Origin of the sequence: Nonomuraea purpurea, from assembly GCF_042650645.1 — a bacterium.
Classification (GTDB): Bacteria; Actinomycetota; Actinomycetes; order Streptosporangiales; family Streptosporangiaceae; genus Nonomuraea; species Nonomuraea purpurea.
Genome location: NZ_JBHSBI010000040.1, coordinates 18286 through 36755 on the forward strand (window position 1 = coordinate 18286; position 18470 = coordinate 36755).

Consider the following 18470-nt stretch of genomic DNA (forward strand, 5'->3'; position numbering starts at 1 on the left):
CGGGGCCGGCTGCGCGCAGGCGCGGCCTTAGGGTGAGGACGTGGAGAAGATCTTGGCGGCGGCCTCGGCCGCCCTGGGCAAGAGTGTCAGCCGGCCGGTCGATCTGGGCGGGAGCTCGCGCAGCAGCGTCCTGCGCTGCGCGACCGGCGACGGCGGCACGGTGGTGGTGAAGGCGTACAGTGACGCATCGGGCTTCGCCGCCGAAGTGGCAGGGCTGCCGCTCAGCGGCGGGTTCGGCCCAGAGTTGCTGGCCGTCGACCCGTCGTTCCCGCTCATCGTGATGTCGGACCTCGGCAGCGCGCCGAGCCTGGCCGATGTGCTGCTGGGGAGGTCGGCGGAGGCGGCCCGGGACGGGTTGCTCACATGGGCGCGGACGTACGGGCGCATCGCCGTGGCGGGCGCGGGGCGGCAGCACGAGTGGGAATATTCTCGCGGAAACGCTTCCTTCCTCGACGTGGGCGAGCTGGGCAAGGTGTTACCCGTCGTGCCCGAGGGGCTTGACGGCGAACTGGCGGCCTTGAGGGCGCACGCCAGGCAGTATCCGGTGTTCTCTCCCGGCGACATCTGCCCCGACAACAACCTGCTGACCTCCGACGGGATGCGGGTGCTCGACTTCGAGGGCGCCGGGTACCACTCCGCCTTTCTCGAAGCGGCCTACGTGCGCATGCCGTTCGCGACGTGCTGGTGCGTGTTCCGGCTGCCGCCCGGCGTGGAGGCCGAGATCGAGGAGGTGTATCGCGAGCAGGTGGTTCTCGTCCATCCCGAGCTGGCCGACGACGCGCTCTGGGAGGCGGGGATGCGGCAGGCCGTGGCCACCTGGACGATGCACATGACGTGGGTGCTGTTGCCGCGCGTTCGTGAGCAGGACCAGCCCATGCACCCCACCCGGACACCGGCGCCGAGCATGCGCCAGCTCCTGCGCTATCGATGGAGCCGTCTGCTGGACGTCCTCGACCAGGACGGATTCCCCGCGCTGCGCGAAGCCGTACGAACGTGCCTGGGGAAGACCGCGGAGTGGGACGTCCCCGAGTTGCCCCACTACCCGGCGTTCACCTCGCCCGAACCGGGCTGACGCCCGCCGTTCTAGGGTGTGCAGACATGATCACGCATCCTCCTGAGCCGCCGTACGTCACCGCGTTGCGCCCGAAGCTGGCGACCACCTCGCAGGCGAGGGCGTGGAAGGCCGTACGCGAGCTGACCCTGCACCCGGCTCCCGCCGGTACGGCTCGTGCGGCGATGACGCTGGCCGCCCAGTTCGCGGCCAAGGTTTCCACGCCGCTCGCCGACAAGCTGCTCAGGCTCTGGCCGCAGGCCACCGACCCCGACGCCTTCGCCGAGCTCCTTCTCGCGCCCGCGTTCGTCCGCGAGGGCCGTACCGACCTGCTGCTCACCAAGATCACCGCCCTGCCCGCCGGCCTGCGCCACCTGACCGCCCTGCGCAGCCTGCGTTTCGAACGCTGCGCGACGCTCACGGACCTCTCGGAGCTCACCGGCCTCACCGCCCTGACCTACCTCGACCTGTCCGGCAGCAAGTCGATCAACGATCTCAAGCCACTCGCCCGGCTGACCGCTCTGACCAGCCTCAACCTGCAAGGCTGCTCACTCGTATCCGACATATCCCCGCTCATGGGGCTGAACGCGCTGCGTTCCCTGGACCTCATGGGCACCTCAGTGGCAAGCCTCGACGGCATCGCCGCGGGCCTGCCCGCGATCGAGGAGCTCAACCTGCAGCAATGCGGCTCCCTCACGGACATCAGCCCTCTGTCGCACCTGCGCCGCCTGACCGAACTGTGGCTGACCGGCAGCCGGAAGCTGACCGGCCTCGACGGCCTCGGCCACCACCCTCACCTGACCTCACTCGGTCAGCCCACCTGCCCGCTTCCCGACCTACGCCCGCTGTCCCGCCTGCCCGCCCTGACCTCGGTAATCCTCTTCAAGGAGAACAGACTCACCTCACTGGACGGCCTCGAAGGGCATCCATCGATCCGGGAGGTCTCCCTGTACAACACCGAACGCATCAAGGACTTCTCTGCCCTGGCCGGCATGCCCGCCCTGCGCGAACTGACCGTGTTCGGGCTCGACCGGCTCTCCGACCTGTCGGCCTTCTCCGGTCTGGCGAACCTGGAGCGGCTCGTCGTCGTCACCTGTAAGAGGCTGAGCAGTCTGGGCCGGATCGACCTTCCCGCTCTGCGCTCCTTGAGCCTGTCCCACTGCCCGTCCCTCACCGACCTCGGAACCGTCCCCGACCTGCCGTCCCTGGACCAGGTCCTGATCCATAACTGCCCGAACCTCCCCGCCGGCACCGCCGACTCGCTCGGCGCCAGGGGCATCCAGGTGCGCTGACGCGTTCAGAAGAACGGCTCCCGAGATGAGGCGGGAGCCGTCTTCAGAAGGGGCGTCAGCGCACCTTGCGGATGGGGATCACCGTCAGGGCGCCGAGCACGGCGAACACCAGGGCGGCGGTGAAGGCGGCAGGGTAGTTCTGGTCGCCGCCGCCGATGGTCAGGAAGAGCGGCGCGATCAGCGGGGCCAGCGACTGCGGCAGCGAGTTGGCGATCTGGAAGACGGCCAGGTCCTTGGCCGCGTTGTCGGGGTTGGGCAGGACCCGGACGACCAGCGCCATGTCGACGGCCATGTACACGCCGGTCCCCATGCCCAGGATCAGCGAGCCGAGCAGGTACTGGGGGTAGGTGGTGGTGAAGCCGAGGGTCAGCAGGCCGACGCCCATGACCAGGGACGCCACCAGCACGAAGATCTTTCTGCGTTCCAGCCGGTCGGACAGCCAGCCGCCGATCGTAGCCGTGAGCAGTGAGCCGCCGGTGAAGACGAGCGTGGCGGTGAAGACCAGGGACACGGCCTCGACGGGGCTGTAGCCGAGCCGGTCGGTGATGACGTAGAAGCCGAAGGTGAGCTTGAACGCGTTGCCGGTGAAGATCAGGAAACGTCCGGCGAAGGCCCAGCCGAAGTCGCGGTGGGCGAACGGGTTGACCCAAAGGCTGCGCAGCAGGTCGAGCGGCCGGAACGGGCCGAGCGTGCTCCGGTCGGCGGGACGGTCGGGCAGGAACGCGATGAGCAGCCCGAGCGCGATGAAGGCGAGGACTCCCGGCAGCAGGAACATCAGGAACGTGCTGCTGGAGACGGACGTGGTGATGAACGTGCCGGCCAGGATGCCGACGTTGCTCATCAGGCCGAGGATGCCGGAGACCCGTCCGCGCTGCCGCTCCGGTATGTGGTCGGGGTTGATGGCGTTGAGCGCTGCCTGGGCGGCGTTGTAACCGACCTGGGTGACGCACCAGCCGATCAGGATGGTGGGGACGTCCTGCGCGAGCGCCATGATGAGCAGCCCCGCCGCACCGGACACGGCGCCGCCCGCCAGCCACGGACGGCGACGGCCGAAACGGCTGGTGGTGCGGTCGGAGAGGTTGCCCCAGATGGGGGTGATGGCCATGGACAGGAACGCGCCCACGGACAGGACGAGTCCGAGGCTGGTGGCCTTGGTGTCGGGGGCGATGGCGCCGACCTTGACGGACAGGGTCACGGAGATCGGGGTCAGCAGGGCGGCCCAGAGCCCTAGCTGGCCGAACGCGTACAGGGCGATGAAGCGGGTGGACGCGGGGGCGGTCGGCTCGTCGTGCGGGCCGGTCGCGGCCGGGGTCGGCAGAGTGGTCACGGGGACCTCCGAAAGTGGAGCTGGGGGGTATAGGGGTCCGTCGGGCTGGGGCAGCCGTCCCGGCGGCGGGACGGCTGCCCGGTCAGGGGGCGAGCAGGGCGAGGTCGTCGGCGAGGTCGTGCAGCGAGTACGGCGGGACGGCGCCGCCGGTGACGGCGGCGTGCAGATGACGCCAGGCGGCGCGGTAGGCGCTCTCGTACACGGTGGGGAACAGGTGCTCGCCCTCCGCGTCGGTGCGGACGACGGTGGCCGGGGCGGCCGTCGCGGGGTCGGCGAACGTGAGGCGCCACTGGACGGCGGGCCCCAGCACGTCCAGCCGCGCCCGCCGGGTGCCCAGCCCTGAGACGGCCGCGGACAGGTGGACGGGCACATCGCCGACCTGCGCGCGGGCGAGGTGCCCGTGCCCGTCGGCCTGGGTCACCTCGACGGCCCGGGCGGGGGCGATCGCGGTACGCAGGAGCGCGAGCTGGTCGAGAAGGACGTCCGCCGAGGTGCGCCCGGGCGGGACCGTCGCGGTCACCTCGATCAGCGAGGCGCCCTCGACGTCCAGTGTTCCTGCCACGGCCGTCACCGCCGGGTCGAGCGCCCATGGCCCGGCCACGACGACGGGGATGCCGGCCGCGTGCGCACGTTCGGCGAGCTCGCGCACGGTGCCTGCGCTGTCCGCCGTGGCGGCGGTGAGCAGGATGCCGCTCGGCCGGGCGTCGAGTGCGGTGCGCAGGGCGGCCAGGGTGGTGACGGCGGTGACCGCCCCGGCGCCCGGGCCCGCGTGACGGTAGTGCTTGGGCAGCGAGGCGAGGGTGGCGTGGACGGCGGGGTGGTCGGCGCCGTCGGCGAAGGTGACGGCGAGCGGGGTACTGGTCATGCCGCCCTTCCTTGGAGCAGGAGATCGGCGGCGCGTTCTGCGAGGTCCAGCGCGTAGGCGAGGTCGTCGACGAGGTCGGCGGCGGGGTAGCGGAGCGCTTCCGCGCCGGTGGCCAGGGCGGCGAGGTGCCGCCATTCCGCGGTGTAGCCGTTGTCGGGGTTGGGGCCGAAGGTCCGCAGGCCGGCGACGGTACGCAGGTCGGCGACGGCCGATCCGGCCCGCACGTACGACGGGGTGAAGTCGAGCCGCAGTTCGCCGCCGTCGCCCCACACCTCGAAGCTCCACTCCTCCCGCCAGCCGCCGTGCAGGTACCCGATGAGTTCGGCGGTGCGAGCGCCGCCACGGAAGGTCAGGACGTACCCGAACGGGGTGAGCGGGCGGGCGAGGTCCACGTGCTCGACTCGCGGCAGGAAACGCCGCACCAGCGGGAGGTTGTGGATGGCCAGGCCGAGGATCGCACCCCGTAGGGACGCCGCCCGCACCGCCGGATCCGAGGGGTCGCCGCCGCGGGCGGGGAACACCGGTTCTGCGTGCAACTGGGTAGCCAGGGTCTCGAAGCGGGCGTTGGGCGGGAGCACGATGCGTGAGCGCACCCGCCGGGCGGTGGCGGGCAGGTCGCCCCAGTGCCGTTCGGCGGCCAGCCACGCGGGGTCGTAGGTGTGCATGGCGCCGACGACGATCGGGACGCCGGTGTCCTTCGACGCCTTGGCGATCCTGCGGGCGTCGTCCAGGGTCGTGGCCAGCGGCTTCTCCACCAGAACGGCCTTCTTGCCCGCCAGGCAGGCGGCCTCGGCCTGTTCGGCGTGGAAGGCGTGCGGGCTGCACACGGCGACGATCTCGACGGCCGGGTCGGCGAGCAGTTCTTCGACGGAGGTGCCGTGGGCGGCGCCTGCGCGGGCGGCGACGGCCGCCGCGGTGGCTTCGTCCACGTCCATGACGCGGGCGACGTGCAGCCGGTCCGACAGTCCGGCGACGACGGGCAGGTGGATGGCCTGGGTGACCGGGCCGGCTCCGATGAATCCGACACCGGTGGTCATCGGCGCGCCCCCGCTTCGAGGTGCGTGGCGACCCACTGGCGCGACAGGACCGCGCTGTCCTTGGGCGTGCCGTGGTCGGGTACGTCGACCTCGACCACCAGCCAGCCGCCGAAGCCCGGGGTCAGCGCGCCGAGCGCCCCTTCGAGGTCCACGTCGCCGTGGCCGGGCTCGGTCCACAGGTGGCGGGTGACGGTGGCCTCCCAGTAGTCCGCTTCCGTCTCGCGGGCCTGCCGGGCGACGGCGGTGTGGACGTCCTTGACGTGCGCGGCGCCGACGCGGTCGCGGTAGTGGGTGATCAGCTCCACGGGGTCGGCGCCGGCCCAGTGCAGGTGGCCGGTGTCGGGGCCGAAGGAGAGTTGCCGGGGGCCGATGGCGTCCAGGACGGCGCGGGTCTCCCGTTCGGTCTCGATCCAGGTGCCGACGTGCGGGTGCAGGCAGGGGCGCAGCCCTTCGGCGGTGATGGCGGCGCAGGTTCTGGCGAGGTTCTCGATGACGGTGTCGAGTCTGTCCTGGTCGTAGGCGGCACCGACCGCGGGCGAGGCGAGGCGTTCCTGGGTGAGTGCGGAGGCGATGAACACCTCGGTCATGCCGAGCGCGGCCTGCGTTCCCGCGTGCCGCGTGGCGTGTTCGAGGATTGCGGGCATCGCCTCGGCGCTCTCGTACGCGCCCTGGAAGTAGCCGGGCGCGGGGGTGAGGCCGTACTCCTCCAGGAGGGCGAGGTAGGCGGCAGGGGACATGCCCTCGGGCACGTCGGCCTGGACGGCGGTGAAGCCCGCTTCGGCGATCTCGGCGAAGGCGGTGCGCAGGGTGGGCACGTCCAGTGTGAAGCCGGACGGCCCGAGCAACCACGGCAGGGGGTTGATGCCGATCATCTGGGTCCTTCCAAGGGCGGCGGGAGCGCTGCTCCCAGGGCGTAACGGTGCCCCTCGGGGAAATGTGATCGAGTGTTAACCTTTGGGACTCAAAAAGTAAACGCGTGGTAGCTTTTGACGCAAGAGGGTGATCCGAAGATTTTTCGTGGGAAGGTCGGAGGGTGGCGAACGTCGGCGGGGCCCCGCGCGGCCCGTACCGGAGCGGCATCAGGCGCCGCGAGCAGATCGTCAACGCCGCCGCCAAGGCCTTCGGCGAGCGCGGCTACAACGGCGCGTCCATGCGGCAGATCGCCGCGGACGTGGGCGTCTCACCCGCGGCCCTGCTCCGCCACTTCCAGGACAAGGAGGAATTGCTCGCCTCGGTGCTCGAATGGTGGGCGCGGGAAACCGCCGCACTCCATACCGAAGGGCGCGGCGGGCTGGCGGCCTTCGACGACCTGCGCGACCTCATGGAGTACCACACCCGCCACCGGGGCCTGCTGGAGCTGTTCATCCACCTCACGGGCGAGGCGTCCAACGAGAAGCACCCGGCGCGGACCTTCATCCAGAACCGTTACACCGGCATCGTGAACATGCTGGTCAAGCGCCTGCTCGCGACCGCGGAGACGGGAGAGATCCCGCCGTTGACCGACGCGCAGGCCGAGGCGGAGGTACGCGCGCTCTGCGCCACCATGGACGGCCTGGAGATCCAGTGGCTGCTCGACCCCACCGTGAACCTCACCGGGCTGTTCGACTTCCACCTCGACCACACGCTGGAACGCTGGAAGAGCGGCAGATACGCGCCTGCCGCCACGGCCCCCTAGGTTGGGTAGCAACCCTAGGATGCCGGGCATGTCCGCATCCAGCGCCATCATCGTCAGCTCGCCGCCCACCGGCAGGATTCGCGATTTCGACCTCGTCGTCCGCGACGGCCGGCTGCTCGTCGTCGGCACCCCCGACCGCTCCCACCTCGCCTGCACCTGGGACCCGGCGACCGACCTGTGGACGGAACACCGCCTCGGCAACCCCTGGCTGGAGGAGACGGACGGCGACTACACGGAGCTCTACACGCTCGGCGCCGCGGTCGTCGACGGCCGGATCGTGATCGGCGGCGGCGGCGATCACCAGGGCTTCGCCATGTGGGACCTGGAGAGCGGGAAGGTGCGGCTGAGCGCGCAGGACGGCGGCGTGGGCTCGGTGGTCAGGGCCGACTTCGGCGCGCGCTCGCTGCTCGTCGTGGGGTTCAACGGCACGTGGGCTTTCGAGTTGTGGGACCCGTCGGCGGCCGAGCGGGACGACGATGACGACTCGGATCGGCCTTCGCCGTACGACCTGCTGGTCGAGGTCGAGGAGTTGTGCAGCAAATCGTATGCCAGCAGTGCCGTCGCGGCGGGAATGCTGGGCGAGCGGCCGGTCGTGGTGGCCGACAGTTGGGAGGGCGGGGTGCTGGTGTGGGACATCGACGAGCAGCGTTCCCTCGCCGAGTTCGACGAGCTCGATGAGGAACCGCACGACTTCGCCATGGCCGCCGTGGACGGCCGCACACACGTGGTGGCGGCGGGCAGGCGATACCTCGTGCTGGGCGATCCGGAAACCGGCGAGTGGGCCGAGCCGCTCATCGTTCCCGGCGACGAGATCTCCTGCCTGGACGCCGGCACGGTGAACGGCCGCGCGATCGCCGTCACCGGCGCCGGGGATGGCGCCATCCACGTCTGGGACCTGGCCGGGCGCCAACCGCTCGGTGAACCGTTCCTCGGGCACGGCGGCGAGGTGTACGGCGTGCGCATGACCGAGCTCGACGACCGCCCCGTGGTGATCAGCGCGGCGCACGACGGCTCGGTCAGAGTCTGGGAACTGCCCTCCTGACCTGGGCCGTTCAATTGTCCAGCGTTCGTCCGAGCTTTGCTGTCCGCCGGTGCCGCCGGTCAGCGTGGTGAACGAGCCCCAGCGCCTACCCGGCGGCGGTGGACTCGCGGGCCACGACGGTGAAGTGGCTGACGAACTCGCGGGCGACCTCCCGTTTCCCGCCCTTCTCCTTGATCCGCCTGGCCAGGAAGCGCACGGCCGTGTCGGCCATCAGCGAGTGATCGGGGTCGATCGACGACAGGGACGGCACGGTGTAGGCGCCTTCCGCGATGTTGTCGAAGCCGATGACCTTCACCTCGCCGGGCACCCGCACCCCCCGGTCGGCCAGCCCGCGCAGCACCCCGATCGCCACCGTGTCGGTCACGCAGAAGACGCCGTCGACGTCGGCCTCGCCGTCCACCAGGCGCCGGGCCGCGGCGGCCCCGCCCTCCATCGTGAACCGCGCGGTCGGGGCCACGAGCCGCGGGTCGAAGGTGATGCCGGCCTCGTCGAGCGCCTGACGGTAGCCGGTGTAGCGCAGGCTGGAGACGTTCACCTCCTCGCCCTGGGCGCCGCCGTCGACCAGCGCGATGTGGCGGCAGCCCCGCTCGATCAGGTGGGCGGTGGCGGCGCGGGCGCCTTCGACGTTGGGCATGGCCACGTGGTCGACGGGCCCGTCGAAGATGCGCTCGCCCAGGATGACGATGGGGTAGTCGACCTTGAGCAGGTCGGTGTCGGTCGGCCCGAGCCCGACGGTGCTGAGGATGAGCCCGTCGTAGAGGCGGTTGCGCGACAGGGCGAGCGCGTCAAGCTCGCCCTCGCGCGAGGCGCCGGTCTGCTCGATCGCGACCTTGAGGTTGTGCCGGGCCGCCGCCGCGATGATCTCGGCCGCGAGTTGGCCGAAGTACGGCCGGTCCACCTCGGGCACGGCCAGCCCGATCGTCCCGGTACGCCCGGTGCGGAGGTTGCGGGCCGCCACGTTGACCCGGTAGTCGAGGTCGGCGATGGCCTGCAGCACGCGCGCCCGCGTCTCGCTCCTGACATGGGGGTGGTCGTTGAGCACGTGGGACACGGTCATGGCGGACACTCCCGCGGCCTTCGCCACGTCCTGAATCGTCACCACCCCGACATCCTTTCACGGCCTCAGCCCTTGACACTGCCCTGGAGCAGCCCGTTGACGATGTGACGCTGCATCGCCACGAAGAAGATCACGACGGGGACGAGCACGATCACGCTGAGGGTCATGAACGCCGGCCAGTCCACCCCGAACTGCCCGACCGCCTTGTACACCTGCAGGACCAGGGTCTGCTTGTCGGGCGAGCTGATGAACACGTTCGGCGTGATGAAGTCGTTCCAGATCCACATCGTCTGGAACACGCCGACCGTGATGAGGATGGGCCGGATGAGCGGCAGCACGATCCGCCAGTAGATCTGCCACGGTCCCGCCCCGTCGATGCGCGCCGCCTCGAAGATCGAGATCGGCAGTGACCGTAGGTACCCCTGGATGAGGAAATAGCAGAAGACCGAGCCGGCCGCGTACAGGAAGACGAGCCCTTCGAGGCTGTCGACCAGCCGCAACTCCACGAGGATCCGGTAGACCGGGATCAGCGTGGCCTGCCCTGGCACCAGGAACGCGATCACGAGCAGCGCGGCGGCCACCCGGTTGACCAGGGTTTTGCGCATCAGCATCGCATACGCCGCCATCGACCCGATGACCAGCATGACCACGACGGAGACGACGGTGACGTACACCGTGTTGAGGAAGGACTGCAGAATCGGCGTGGTCTCGAACACCCGCGCGTAGTTGCCGAGATACAGGCCCGACGGCGGCGCCAGCGGCGAGGCCGACGTCTCCGCCTGCGTCTTGAAGGTGTTGACGACGATGTAGTAGAAGGGCACGCCGACCACGGCGGCGGCCAGGATCATCGCGAAGCTGAGCAGCGGCCTCCTCATGACAGGCGCCCTTCGAGCCGGCTCGACACGACGAGCTGGACGGCCACGATCGCGCCGACGACCAGCATGAACACCACCGCCAGCGCCGACGCCTGGCCGAATTTGGCCTGCGCGATGCCGCTCTGGATGATCGACTGGGTGATGGTGAACGTGGCGTACCCCGGGCCGCCCTTGGTGAGGGTGTAGGGCAGGTCGTAGACCTTCAGGCCGCCGGTCATCAGCAGCAGCGAGCTGATGGTGACGGCCGGCGCGAGCAGCGGCAGCGTGATGGAGAAGAACGACTGGCGCGGCGAGGCGCCGTCCACCCGCGCGGCCTCGTAGTAGTCGCCGGGGATCGACTGCAGGTAGGCCAGGTAGAGGATCGCGTGCCAGCCGGTGGACGACCAGACGGCCACCATGATGACGGAGAACTGGGCCAGGGTGCCGTTCGACAACCACGGCACGGGGGCGAGCCCGGCCACGGCGTCGAGGGTCCAGTTGATCGCGCCGGAGCCGAGCGGCGACAGGATGAACCCCCACACCAGGCCGAGAATCGCGATGCTGGGGATGGCGGGGAAGAAGAAGACGGCCCGCACCACGTTCCTGCCGAAGAAGCGCCGGTTGAGCAGCACGGCCAGCGGGATCGCCAGCACCGTGACGATCACCGTGGTGCCGATCGCGAACAGCAGCGTGAACCCGAGCCCGGCCAGCATCGACGGGTCCGAGAAGATCTTCCGGTAATTGTCGAGGCCGACGAAGTTCACCTCCGTCGAGTAGCCGTTGAAGTCGGTCACGCTGAAGTAGAGCGACTGCGCCAGCGGGATCGCGAACAGCACCGCGAACACGACCCCGATCGGCAGCAGGAACGCCTGCAGGCGCAGCCCCTCCAGCCGCTTCGGCTCGACCAGCCAGGACAGGGCGGCGGGCGCCCTCGTGCCGAGCGCGGCCACCTCAGCCCTGGTCCTTGAGCCGGCTGTCGAGCGCGGCGGCCACGTCCGCCGGCTGCTTCTGGCCTTGCGCCATGAGCTGGAGCTGCGCCACCGCCTCGGTGTTGAGCGCGTCCTGCACCCTCGGCCAGGCGATCTGCGGCAGGTAGAAGACGCCTTCCTTGAGCGCCCGCAGGTTGGGTTCCAGCACCTTGTCGATCTGGGGCGTGACGTCGGACGTGGTGGTCATGGCCTGCGTCTGCTTGTTGAACAGCGCCACGCCCTCCTTGCCGCCGAGGTAGGCCAGGAACGCCTCGGCCTCCTTCTCGTGCTCGGTCTTGGCGTTGATGGCGTAGCCGGGCGAGGCCGCGCCCGACCAGAACGGCTTGCCGTCGGGGGTCGGCACGCCGGCGAAGGCCATGTCCATGTCCGGCGCCTTCTCCCGCAGCGTGGACACGTTCCACGGGCCCGCGGAGATCATCGCGACGCGGCCGTTGGCGAACTCGTCCACGAGCTGATCGCCGGTCAGGCCCACGACGTCCTTGCTCATCACCCCGCTGGTGAACAACTGCTGGAAGTTCGTCAGCGGCCCGAGCCACAGGTCGCCGAACTTCTTCCTGCCCGCGAAGATCTGCGCGTCCACGTCGCCGCCCTGGCGGGCGTTCTCGTGGCCGACCAGGGCCGCGAGGGTGAGCGGCATGCCCGTCACCGAGTCGTAGAACGGCGTGACGCCGGCCGCCTTGAGCTTGCGGCACAGCGCGACGAAGTCGTCCCACGTGGTGGGGAACGTGGTGACGCCGGCCTTGGCCAGGACGTCCTTGTTGTAGAGGATGCCGGCGGACCACGACGAGATCGACATGCCGTACGCCTTGCCGTCCTGGGAGTAGGTCGCGGTGTTGAACTTCGACATGTTCGCCATGTACGGCTTGCCCGTCAGGTCTTTGACGAAGCCGCCCTGGATGAGGTTCGTCTTGTTCTCAGCCGCGATCACGAACACGTCGGCGGCGGTGCCCGAGACGAGCCGGGTCTGCAGGGTCGAGATGTACTCCGCGACGGGCGGGGCCGTGGAGAACTCGACGTCGATGGTGGGATTCTGCTTCTCGAAGGCGTCGATGAGCGCTTTCATCGACTCCTCTCCGTCCCAGGAGAAGAAGCTCAGCGTGGTCTTCCCTCCGCTTCCGCTCCCCGAACCGCATCCGGTCAGGACCAGGGCGGCAGCCGCCAGAATCGCGGCCGATCTTCTGAGCAGGGACATCGCGCACCTCTTTGGCACTCTTACCGTGGGGGGATGGGCGCGCGGATCGGTGTCCGCGCGGGGGTGACCGGTTCGAGATCGCCGTCTGCGCGGTGAACGAGCCAGTCGAACATGATCTCCCGGTGGAATCCGTCTCCATCCGGGATGGCGAAGCGGTGATAGGCGATGATCCAGTCGTCGGCGCCGGGGACGCGCAGGATCGTGTGGTGCCCGGTGCCGAGGATCCCCCGCTCGGGGCGCTTCTCCAGCAGGACGCCACGGTCCTCCCAGGGGCCGAGCGGGCCGGTTCCGACGGCGTACCTGACGCGGTAGTCGGCCTCGCGCGTGTCGTTCTCCGACCACGACAGGTAGTAGCGGCCGTGCCGCCGGTGCACGGTCACCGCCTCCCTGAAGCCGGTGGGGACCCAGGAGACGACCTTCCCTGGGTCGAACGACATGAGGTCGTCGCCGAGGGGGACGCCGTGGGCGATCCCGTTGCCCCAGTACAGGTACCTCACGCCGTCCTCGTCGGTGAACACCGACGGGTCGATGGCGGCGCCCGGGTAGTCGCCCTTGGCGATCAGCGGCCGGCCGAGGTCCTTGAACGGCCCCGTCGGCGCGTCCGCGCGGGCCACGCCGATGTTCTGCTCGGCCGTGAAGTAGCAGTAGAAGGCGCCGTCCCGCTCGATCACGGCCGGGGCCCACGCCTCGCGCGCCGCCCACCGGACGTCCTCGCCGAGCCGGAGAACTTCGCCTTCGTCGCGCCATTCGACCAGGTCGGGCGAGGAGAACGCGGAGAAGCTCGTCGAACCCCAGCCGGGATGGCCGTCCGTCGTCGGATAGAGGTAGTAGCGCTCACCCACCGCGATCAGGGCGGGGTCGGCCAGCCAGTGGCCCAGGCTCGACGGCTGCTCGGCGGCATCGACCATGGACGTCCAGCCCTTCGTGCACTGGGGGGTTGTATCGATAAAAGATGTATCGACACAAATCGCGGTATGTCAAGACCTTGTTACCGAGCGCGCACCACGATGAGTTCTCCCTCCGCCGATGGTCCAACCCTGCAGAAGGCATGCCCGCCGTACGGAAGGACCCCGCCATGACGAGCACCGAACTGCCCCAGGACCACGTCCCCGGCGACCTCCCGGACGAACGGCCCGCCGCGCTGGACCGCCTGAACGTGCTGGTCGGCCAGTGGGAGGGAGCGGCCACCTTCGAGGCCGGGTTCCTCGGCCCCGGCAGCCCCGAGGTCATCGGCCGCAGCCGCACCACCTTCGAATGGCTCGAAGGCCGGTTCTTCCTCTCCCAGCACTTCGTCAACGAACATCCCGCCGCGCCCAGCGGCCTGGCGATCATCGGCATGAGCGAAGGGGCGGGCACGTTCGCCCAGCACTACTACGACTCGCGGGGCGTCGTCCGCGTCTACCAGATGGCTCTTGAAGGCCGGGAGTGGCGGCTCTGGCGTGAGGCGCCCGGGTTCTGGCAGCGCTACATCGGGACGATCTCCGAGGACGGCACGACGATCACCGGCGCCTGGGAAGCCTCCGCCGACGGGCGGAAGTGGAGGCACGACTTCAACCTGGCCTACGTCAAGACCAGGTGATCTCATGGCACGGGCCGCTTCAGCGCCAGGCGGGCGGGGCTCCGGTGTCGACCAGTCGCCACCGGCCCGGAGGATGCAGCCGGTCGTCGTAGTAGTAGACGGTGCGCGGCAGGGGAACGTCGGCGCCGCCGACGGCGGTGAACGCCTCGCGGGCCGCCCGCCGTAGCTCCGGCGGTTGGACGCCGAGGGTCCGCTCGGCCACGCGCGCGAGCCGTTCCAGGACGTGGTGGGCGAGGAAGCTGTCGTAGGTGAGGCTGAAGACCTGGTCGCGCGGCACCATGATGTCGCGCGAGATCACGTTGACCGGGGGCAGCGGGCCGTCCAGGCCCAGGTCGACGCGGATCTGCGGGTCGACGTAGATGGCGCAGTCGCGGTAGGCCACGGCGGTGCGGCCGTCGTCCGGGTCGAAGGCGAACAGGGCGTTCTGCCCGTGCGGCTCCAGGGCGAGGCCGGTGCGGAGCACGGTCCTTACCCACAGGCTGACCATGGGGGCCACGACGTGCTCAGCCAGCCAGGCGGCGGCCTCACCGGGACGGGGCACGAGTTGCTCCATCAGGGTCGGGTCGCCGGGGCGGCGCACGTCGCCGCCGTACAGCGCGAACAGCGGCACCGTGTACGGCAGCCCGTCCGCGGCGGGCGTGCGCGTCTCACGGATCAGGAAACCCCATGAATGGTACGGGTCGTCGCCCACCACGCCGCCGGCGACTTCGGGCAGGACCGGGACGCGGCCGGCGATGAGCTGCTCGGCCGCCCACAGCTGGAGCTCGATGACCGGCCGGCGCAGCCGCCTGGTGAAGCGTGACAGGCGGCGCGGGTAGTGCAGTTTGACGAAGTGCGGCTCGACCCGTTCGTCGCCGACGCGTTCGACGAACATGGTGCGGGCGTTCGCCGAGGGCACCGCCAGCAGGTCGGGGCCGCGTTCGCAGGCGAGGAGACGCTCACGCTGGAAGAGGTCCGCGCAGCACAGCGCGTCCGGATGCACCGGGAGCAGGAAGTGGTCGTCGCCGCGATACAGGCGGTCCAGGGTCGTCTCGGTGCCGTTGCGCAGGAACTCGCCCCGGTGGGCCGGGATCACGAACGTCGGCACGGCCGAGGCGGGCTCGCCACGCTGGGGATGGTAGGCCTCGGAGATGTCCAGGTGCTCGGAGAAGGGGCTGTAGCTGCGTGTGCTCGCCCCCAGGTAGCGCTCGGCGTACTGCCAGGCCCGCAGCCGATCCCAGGAATGATCGAGGATCACGGAGATCAGCGGCCTTCCGCGTCGCGCAGGATGGCCCGGGTCCATGCCGTCGGGCCAACCACCGTGTGATCCATCGCCACCCCATGGAAGCCGGTTCCTCCCCCTCTGCTTACCCAGCGTGATGACGAAGCCACCCGGCCTCGTAAAGCGGGGCTGGGGTTCAGTCATTTGACACAAGCGCCGGCCGATGACGATGCGAGCTTCGCTGCTACCGCGGTATCAGCGTTCCGTCAGCCCCAGCAGCGATTCCGCCGCCTGCATCGCAGCCACGTTAGGCCCGACATCATGCACGCGGACTATGCGTGCACCCTGATAAACACACAACGTATTGGCTGCGATCGTTCCGATTCTCAGCTCTTCGCTATCCCGCCCGACCCCGAGGCTTTCCCTGATGAAGTGCTTGTTACTGCACGCCACCAAGGTCGGGTATCCAAGGTCGGTGATCTCGGCCAGCCTGCGACTTATGACATTGGAGTCGTCGGTGTTCTTGTTCAGGTCGTGCCCAGGATCAATGAAGATCTTCTCTGGCTGGATTCCCGATCCAAGCGCGAAGTCAACCCGTTGCCGCAGAAACTCCCGGACCTCGCTCACTACATCGCCGTACGTAGGCCGCTCTACTTTCTGCCCCGGCCCTCCCAGGCTGTGCGTAATCACCACACTGAGCCCGGCCTCGGCGATGAGCCCGGCCATCCCAGGCGTGCGCAGTCCGTTCGTATCGTTGATCACGTCCGCGCCTGCTTTGTAGCTCGCCTCCGCCACCTCCGGCAGGTGCGTGTCCACGCTGATCACCGCGTCACTACCCAGTTCACGAATACCACGGATCACCGGGACCACACGGTCTATCTCTTCAGCCGCAGGCAAAGGCGGCTGATCACTCCGAAAAGCTCGCCCTCCGACGTCTATCCATTCCGCCCCCTCACGAAGAGCCTGCTCCGCCCTGCCGACCGCCTCGCGAACCTCCATGGATCTATTCGGATCCAAACCCGAATTCGGGGTGCGGTTCACTATTCCCATCACGACTATGTGTCGCGCAAAGTCGAACTCGCGCGAGCCGACCCTTCGCACCGGCGCTACAACTTCAGGGTAGTACGCTTGCATTACTTTCCACTCTTTCTCGTACCCGAGTCCCCGCTACCCGCTTCCGCCGCTCCGTCATCCACGGTCGCGACTCCAAGCACATATCAGGTTCCGGCCCGTGCACCTCCGATCAATGTAACCATTCACGTGTACCCCTAGCGAACTTTTCCTGCGCCCTTTACTTCACCCGAACGCCCTTATTATCACCTCTTGCGAACTTTGTCGCAATTGACGGCTTCTATCGCCTCGGTCAGTTCGCACGCGCCCAGAAATCGTACGGGTCCTGCCCGGGGCGGAATCCGTGCGCCTCCGCCATGTCCGCCGCCTCCCGGAACCTGTGAGCGACGAGGGACGGGTCGTGAGCGTCGCTGCCGAAGCTGACCGCCGACCCACCCTCCTCGTGCCACCACCGCAGGATCACCGATGACAGCGGCAACCTCGTGTTGATCTCCAGGGTCCGCCCCGACGAGGCGGTCGCCCGCAGCGCATGCCGGAACTCCTCCTCGAAGGCCAGTGGATCGAAAGGCACAGCCTCCGCAGGCCAGGACCGCACCGGGTAGTCGATGTGAGCCAGCACGGAGAACACATCGCTCCCCGCCACCAGTTCGGCAACCTCGGCCAGGTACTCCCGGACGACCTCGGCCGCGACCCGGTGATCGTAGAGCCCCCACGGTTCCGCGAACCCGTCGCCGTCGGGCAGGCAGTGCAGAGAGCCCAGAATTCGGTCGAACCGTCCGGTCGCGAGTACCTTCGCCACGGTCTCGGCGTGCCAGTGCGGCTCCCCGACCTCCAGCCCGCTCAGGATCCGTAGCCCGGGGAAGCGCTCGCGGCTCCGCTCGATCGAGTCCAGATACCCGTCCACGTCGAACGCCGGCGGGCTCAACACTCCCTCCGGCGAGCTCAGCGACAGCAGATGGGCATCATCCGCGGAACCGATGTTCAACGACGTGTGGTCGAGGTGTTCGGTGAAGGCGATCGCCGGGAGCCCGAGCTCCACCGCCCGCGCGCAGGCGCGCTCCATCGAGGCATTCGGGGCATCCCACGACCACTCGCTGTGCACGTGGCTGTCTGCAGGCAACATGACGAATCCACCGCTCCCAAGCACATCTGGTTTGCTCGTGACAAGCAGCAGCGTTTGCTCGTCAGTTTCGACAGCGCTCGGGGGCTGAGTCAACCCGGCATGTCGGCGAGAAGTAGCGGCACCCAGAGACCAGAAGGACCAGGCGATTATTGAGAAGGTGCCTCTTGGCCTCAAGATCATGTCTGTTGAACGTGCAGCCTCACTCACCGCCCCGGTTCTCTTTCAGAGAGCGGTGCGGAAGCCGCCGTTGCTGAAGAGGTGTTGGCCGTTGATCCACTGGCCCTGCGGGGAGCAGAGGAAGGCGACAAGGTTGGCCGGCTCTTCTGGGCCGGCGAGGTGTCCCGCGGGGGTCTGCTTGCTCCCGGCGATACGGATTTCGTCTGTCATCCACCCGGTGTCGATGGGGCCGGGATTGATGATGTTGGCGCGGACGCCGAGATGGGCGAACTCGTGGGCGGCGGCGAGGGTGATGCGGTCCAGGGCGCCTTTGCTGGCGCCGTAGGGGAGGTTGCCGACGACGTGGTCGCTGGTGAAGGCGATGATGCGCCCGGGGTCGGCATCGTTGGTCGTCCCTTGAAAGCGCCGCCCGAACTCGCGGATGAGCAGCCACGGGGCCCGGGCGTTGACGGCGAAGTGTCGGTCGAAGCTATCCACGGTCGTGGTCAGGAGGTTCAGGTCGCGCTGTTCGCAGTGGCACATCACCAGAGCCCTGACGGGTCCAAGGTCCCTCTCAACGGAGTCGAAGATGGCCGCTGGGGCGCTCGGGTCTGCGAGGTCTGCTTCCACAGCGGTGTGCCGGGCGCCCAGGCCGCCCAAGTCGTGACCGAGCGAGGTGGGCGCATCGGGCTCGGGATCCCAGGGCTTCTCCTCGTCGTAGGGGCGCCAGTACGTGAACGCGATGTCCCAGCCGGTCTTGGCGAGGCTTCGGGCTACGGCGGCGCCGATGTTGACGGTGCGTCCGCCCGCACCGGTGACGAGAGCGACGGGTCGGGAACTGGAGGGCGTCGTGTCCGGCATGATGGGATCATGGTTCACCCCGGCTGTCGCCTCAACTGCTTTTCAGCCCGGGGATTGGATATTTGCCTGCGGTAATACCGCCACTTCGCGGCTAACTG

General features: G+C 69.1%; 18 protein-coding genes. 5 read left to right on the forward strand and 13 right to left on the reverse strand.

The window, feature by feature from the left end; genetic code table 11:
• Nucleotides 1–40 precede the first annotated feature (40 nt).
• Together ACFOY2_RS48225 and ACFOY2_RS48230 are read left to right on the forward strand one after the other, a co-directional pair.
• Nucleotides 41–1072 (forward strand): hypothetical protein, encoded by a 1032-nt coding sequence (locus tag ACFOY2_RS48225; RefSeq protein WP_379534893.1) that lies wholly within the window; start codon nt 41–43, stop codon nt 1070–1072.
• Between the two features lie 26 nt (nt 1073–1098).
• On the forward strand, nt 1099–2343 hold the full coding sequence (locus tag ACFOY2_RS48230) for a leucine-rich repeat domain-containing protein (protein ID WP_379534894.1): 1245 nt from the start codon (nt 1099–1101) through the stop codon (nt 2341–2343).
• A gap of 55 nt (nt 2344–2398) precedes the next feature.
• Here the strand turns inward: ACFOY2_RS48230 and ACFOY2_RS48235 are convergent, their stop codons facing one another.
• The 4 genes from ACFOY2_RS48235 to ACFOY2_RS48250 form a co-directional block, all read right to left on the reverse strand.
• The gene (locus tag ACFOY2_RS48235; protein ID WP_379534895.1) at nt 2399–3670 is read right to left on the reverse strand and encodes an MFS transporter; all 1272 of its coding nucleotides are present in this window, start codon (nt 3668–3670) and stop codon (nt 2399–2401) included.
• 82 nt (nt 3671–3752) lie between these two features.
• Nucleotides 3753–4535: a hypothetical protein gene (locus tag ACFOY2_RS48240; protein WP_379534896.1), complete on the reverse strand. Its 783-nt coding sequence runs from the start codon at nt 4533–4535 to the stop codon at nt 3753–3755.
• On the reverse strand, nt 4532–5572 hold the full coding sequence (locus ACFOY2_RS48245; RefSeq protein ID WP_379534897.1) for a Gfo/Idh/MocA family protein: 1041 nt from the start codon (nt 5570–5572) through the stop codon (nt 4532–4534). The genes ACFOY2_RS48240 and ACFOY2_RS48245 overlap by 4 nt, the downstream gene beginning before the upstream one ends.
• Entirely contained in the window at nt 5569–6444 is an 876-nt protein-coding gene (locus tag ACFOY2_RS48250; protein WP_379534898.1) for a sugar phosphate isomerase/epimerase family protein, read from the reverse strand. The genes ACFOY2_RS48245 and ACFOY2_RS48250 overlap by 4 nt, the downstream gene beginning before the upstream one ends.
• Before the next feature lie 161 nt (nt 6445–6605).
• Here ACFOY2_RS48250 and ACFOY2_RS48255 point away from each other — a divergent pair, with 161 nt between their 5' ends.
• Nucleotides 6606–7247 carry a TetR/AcrR family transcriptional regulator gene (locus ACFOY2_RS48255; RefSeq protein WP_379534899.1) on the forward strand — a complete coding sequence of 214 codons (642 nt, stop codon included), beginning with the start codon at nt 6606–6608 and terminating at the stop codon, nt 7245–7247.
• 28 nt (nt 7248–7275) lie between these two features.
• On the forward strand, nt 7276–8289 hold the full coding sequence (locus ACFOY2_RS48260) for a WD40 repeat domain-containing protein (RefSeq protein WP_379534900.1): 1014 nt from the start codon (nt 7276–7278) through the stop codon (nt 8287–8289).
• A gap of 85 nt (nt 8290–8374) precedes the next feature.
• On the opposite strand, the gene ACFOY2_RS48265 is transcribed toward ACFOY2_RS48260, so the two are convergent.
• From ACFOY2_RS48265 to ACFOY2_RS48285, 5 genes are read right to left on the reverse strand one after another with little or no spacing between them, the layout of a single operon-like run.
• Entirely contained in the window at nt 8375–9391 is a 1017-nt protein-coding gene (locus ACFOY2_RS48265) for a LacI family DNA-binding transcriptional regulator (RefSeq protein WP_379534901.1), read from the reverse strand.
• A gap of 20 nt (nt 9392–9411) precedes the next feature.
• The gene (locus ACFOY2_RS48270; protein ID WP_379534902.1) at nt 9412–10221 is read right to left on the reverse strand and encodes a carbohydrate ABC transporter permease; all 810 of its coding nucleotides are present in this window, start codon (nt 10219–10221) and stop codon (nt 9412–9414) included.
• Nucleotides 10218–11150, reverse strand: coding sequence for a carbohydrate ABC transporter permease (locus tag ACFOY2_RS48275; protein ID WP_379534903.1), 933 nt, complete (start codon nt 11148–11150; stop codon nt 10218–10220). Before ACFOY2_RS48275 ends, ACFOY2_RS48270 begins: the two co-directional genes overlap by 4 nt.
• Nucleotide 11151: 1 nt before the next feature.
• Entirely contained in the window at nt 11152–12381 is a 1230-nt protein-coding gene (locus tag ACFOY2_RS48280; protein ID WP_379534904.1) for an ABC transporter substrate-binding protein, read from the reverse strand.
• A gap of 20 nt (nt 12382–12401) precedes the next feature.
• On the reverse strand, nt 12402–13289 hold the full coding sequence (locus tag ACFOY2_RS48285) for a family 43 glycosylhydrolase (RefSeq protein ID WP_379534905.1): 888 nt from the start codon (nt 13287–13289) through the stop codon (nt 12402–12404).
• Nucleotides 13290–13456: 167 nt separating this feature from the next.
• Between ACFOY2_RS48285 and ACFOY2_RS48290 the strand changes: the two genes are divergently transcribed.
• On the forward strand, nt 13457–13960 hold the full coding sequence (locus ACFOY2_RS48290; protein WP_379534906.1) for a hypothetical protein: 504 nt from the start codon (nt 13457–13459) through the stop codon (nt 13958–13960).
• A gap of 19 nt (nt 13961–13979) precedes the next feature.
• Here ACFOY2_RS48290 and ACFOY2_RS48295 read toward each other — a convergent pair whose 3' ends face one another.
• The 4 genes from ACFOY2_RS48295 to ACFOY2_RS48310 form a co-directional block, all read right to left on the reverse strand.
• Nucleotides 13980–15197: an IucA/IucC family C-terminal-domain containing protein gene (locus ACFOY2_RS48295; protein WP_379534907.1), complete on the reverse strand. Its 1218-nt coding sequence runs from the start codon at nt 15195–15197 to the stop codon at nt 13980–13982.
• A gap of 219 nt (nt 15198–15416) precedes the next feature.
• Entirely contained in the window at nt 15417–16295 is an 879-nt protein-coding gene (folP, locus tag ACFOY2_RS48300; protein WP_379534908.1) for a dihydropteroate synthase, read from the reverse strand.
• A gap of 229 nt (nt 16296–16524) precedes the next feature.
• Nucleotides 16525–17355: a PHP domain-containing protein gene (locus ACFOY2_RS48305; RefSeq protein ID WP_379534909.1), complete on the reverse strand. Its 831-nt coding sequence runs from the start codon at nt 17353–17355 to the stop codon at nt 16525–16527.
• Between the two features lie 222 nt (nt 17356–17577).
• Nucleotides 17578–18372 (reverse strand): SDR family oxidoreductase, encoded by a 795-nt coding sequence (locus tag ACFOY2_RS48310; protein ID WP_379534910.1) that lies wholly within the window; start codon nt 18370–18372, stop codon nt 17578–17580.
• Nucleotides 18373–18470: the final 98 nt, after the last annotated feature.

Bases quoted from the DNA above. Each gene is read 5' to 3' on its own strand.
- ACFOY2_RS48270 (WP_379534902.1), bottom strand. From the start codon at position 10,221: ATGAGGAGGCCGCTGCTCAGCTTCGCGATGATCCTGGCCGCCGCCGTG.
- folP (WP_379534908.1), bottom strand. From the start codon at position 16,295: ATGCAAGCGTACTACCCTGAAGTTGTAGCGCCGGTGCGAAGGGTCGGC.
- ACFOY2_RS48290 (WP_379534906.1), top strand. From the start codon at position 13,457: ATGACGAGCACCGAACTGCCCCAGGACCACGTCCCCGGCGACCTCCCG.
- ACFOY2_RS48285 (WP_379534905.1), bottom strand. From the start codon at position 13,289: ATGGTCGATGCCGCCGAGCAGCCGTCGAGCCTGGGCCACTGGCTGGCC.
- ACFOY2_RS48310 (WP_379534910.1), bottom strand. From the start codon at position 18,372: ATGCCGGACACGACGCCCTCCAGTTCCCGACCCGTCGCTCTCGTCACC.
- ACFOY2_RS48240 (WP_379534896.1), bottom strand. From the start codon at position 4,535: ATGACCAGTACCCCGCTCGCCGTCACCTTCGCCGACGGCGCCGACCAC.
- ACFOY2_RS48250 (WP_379534898.1), bottom strand. From the start codon at position 6,444: ATGATCGGCATCAACCCCCTGCCGTGGTTGCTCGGGCCGTCCGGCTTC.
- ACFOY2_RS48230 (WP_379534894.1), top strand. From the start codon at position 1,099: ATGATCACGCATCCTCCTGAGCCGCCGTACGTCACCGCGTTGCGCCCG.
- ACFOY2_RS48305 (WP_379534909.1), bottom strand. From the start codon at position 17,355: ATGTTGCCTGCAGACAGCCACGTGCACAGCGAGTGGTCGTGGGATGCC.
- ACFOY2_RS48260 (WP_379534900.1), top strand. From the start codon at position 7,276: ATGTCCGCATCCAGCGCCATCATCGTCAGCTCGCCGCCCACCGGCAGG.
- ACFOY2_RS48280 (WP_379534904.1), bottom strand. From the start codon at position 12,381: ATGTCCCTGCTCAGAAGATCGGCCGCGATTCTGGCGGCTGCCGCCCTG.
- ACFOY2_RS48245 (WP_379534897.1), bottom strand. From the start codon at position 5,572: ATGACCACCGGTGTCGGATTCATCGGAGCCGGCCCGGTCACCCAGGCC.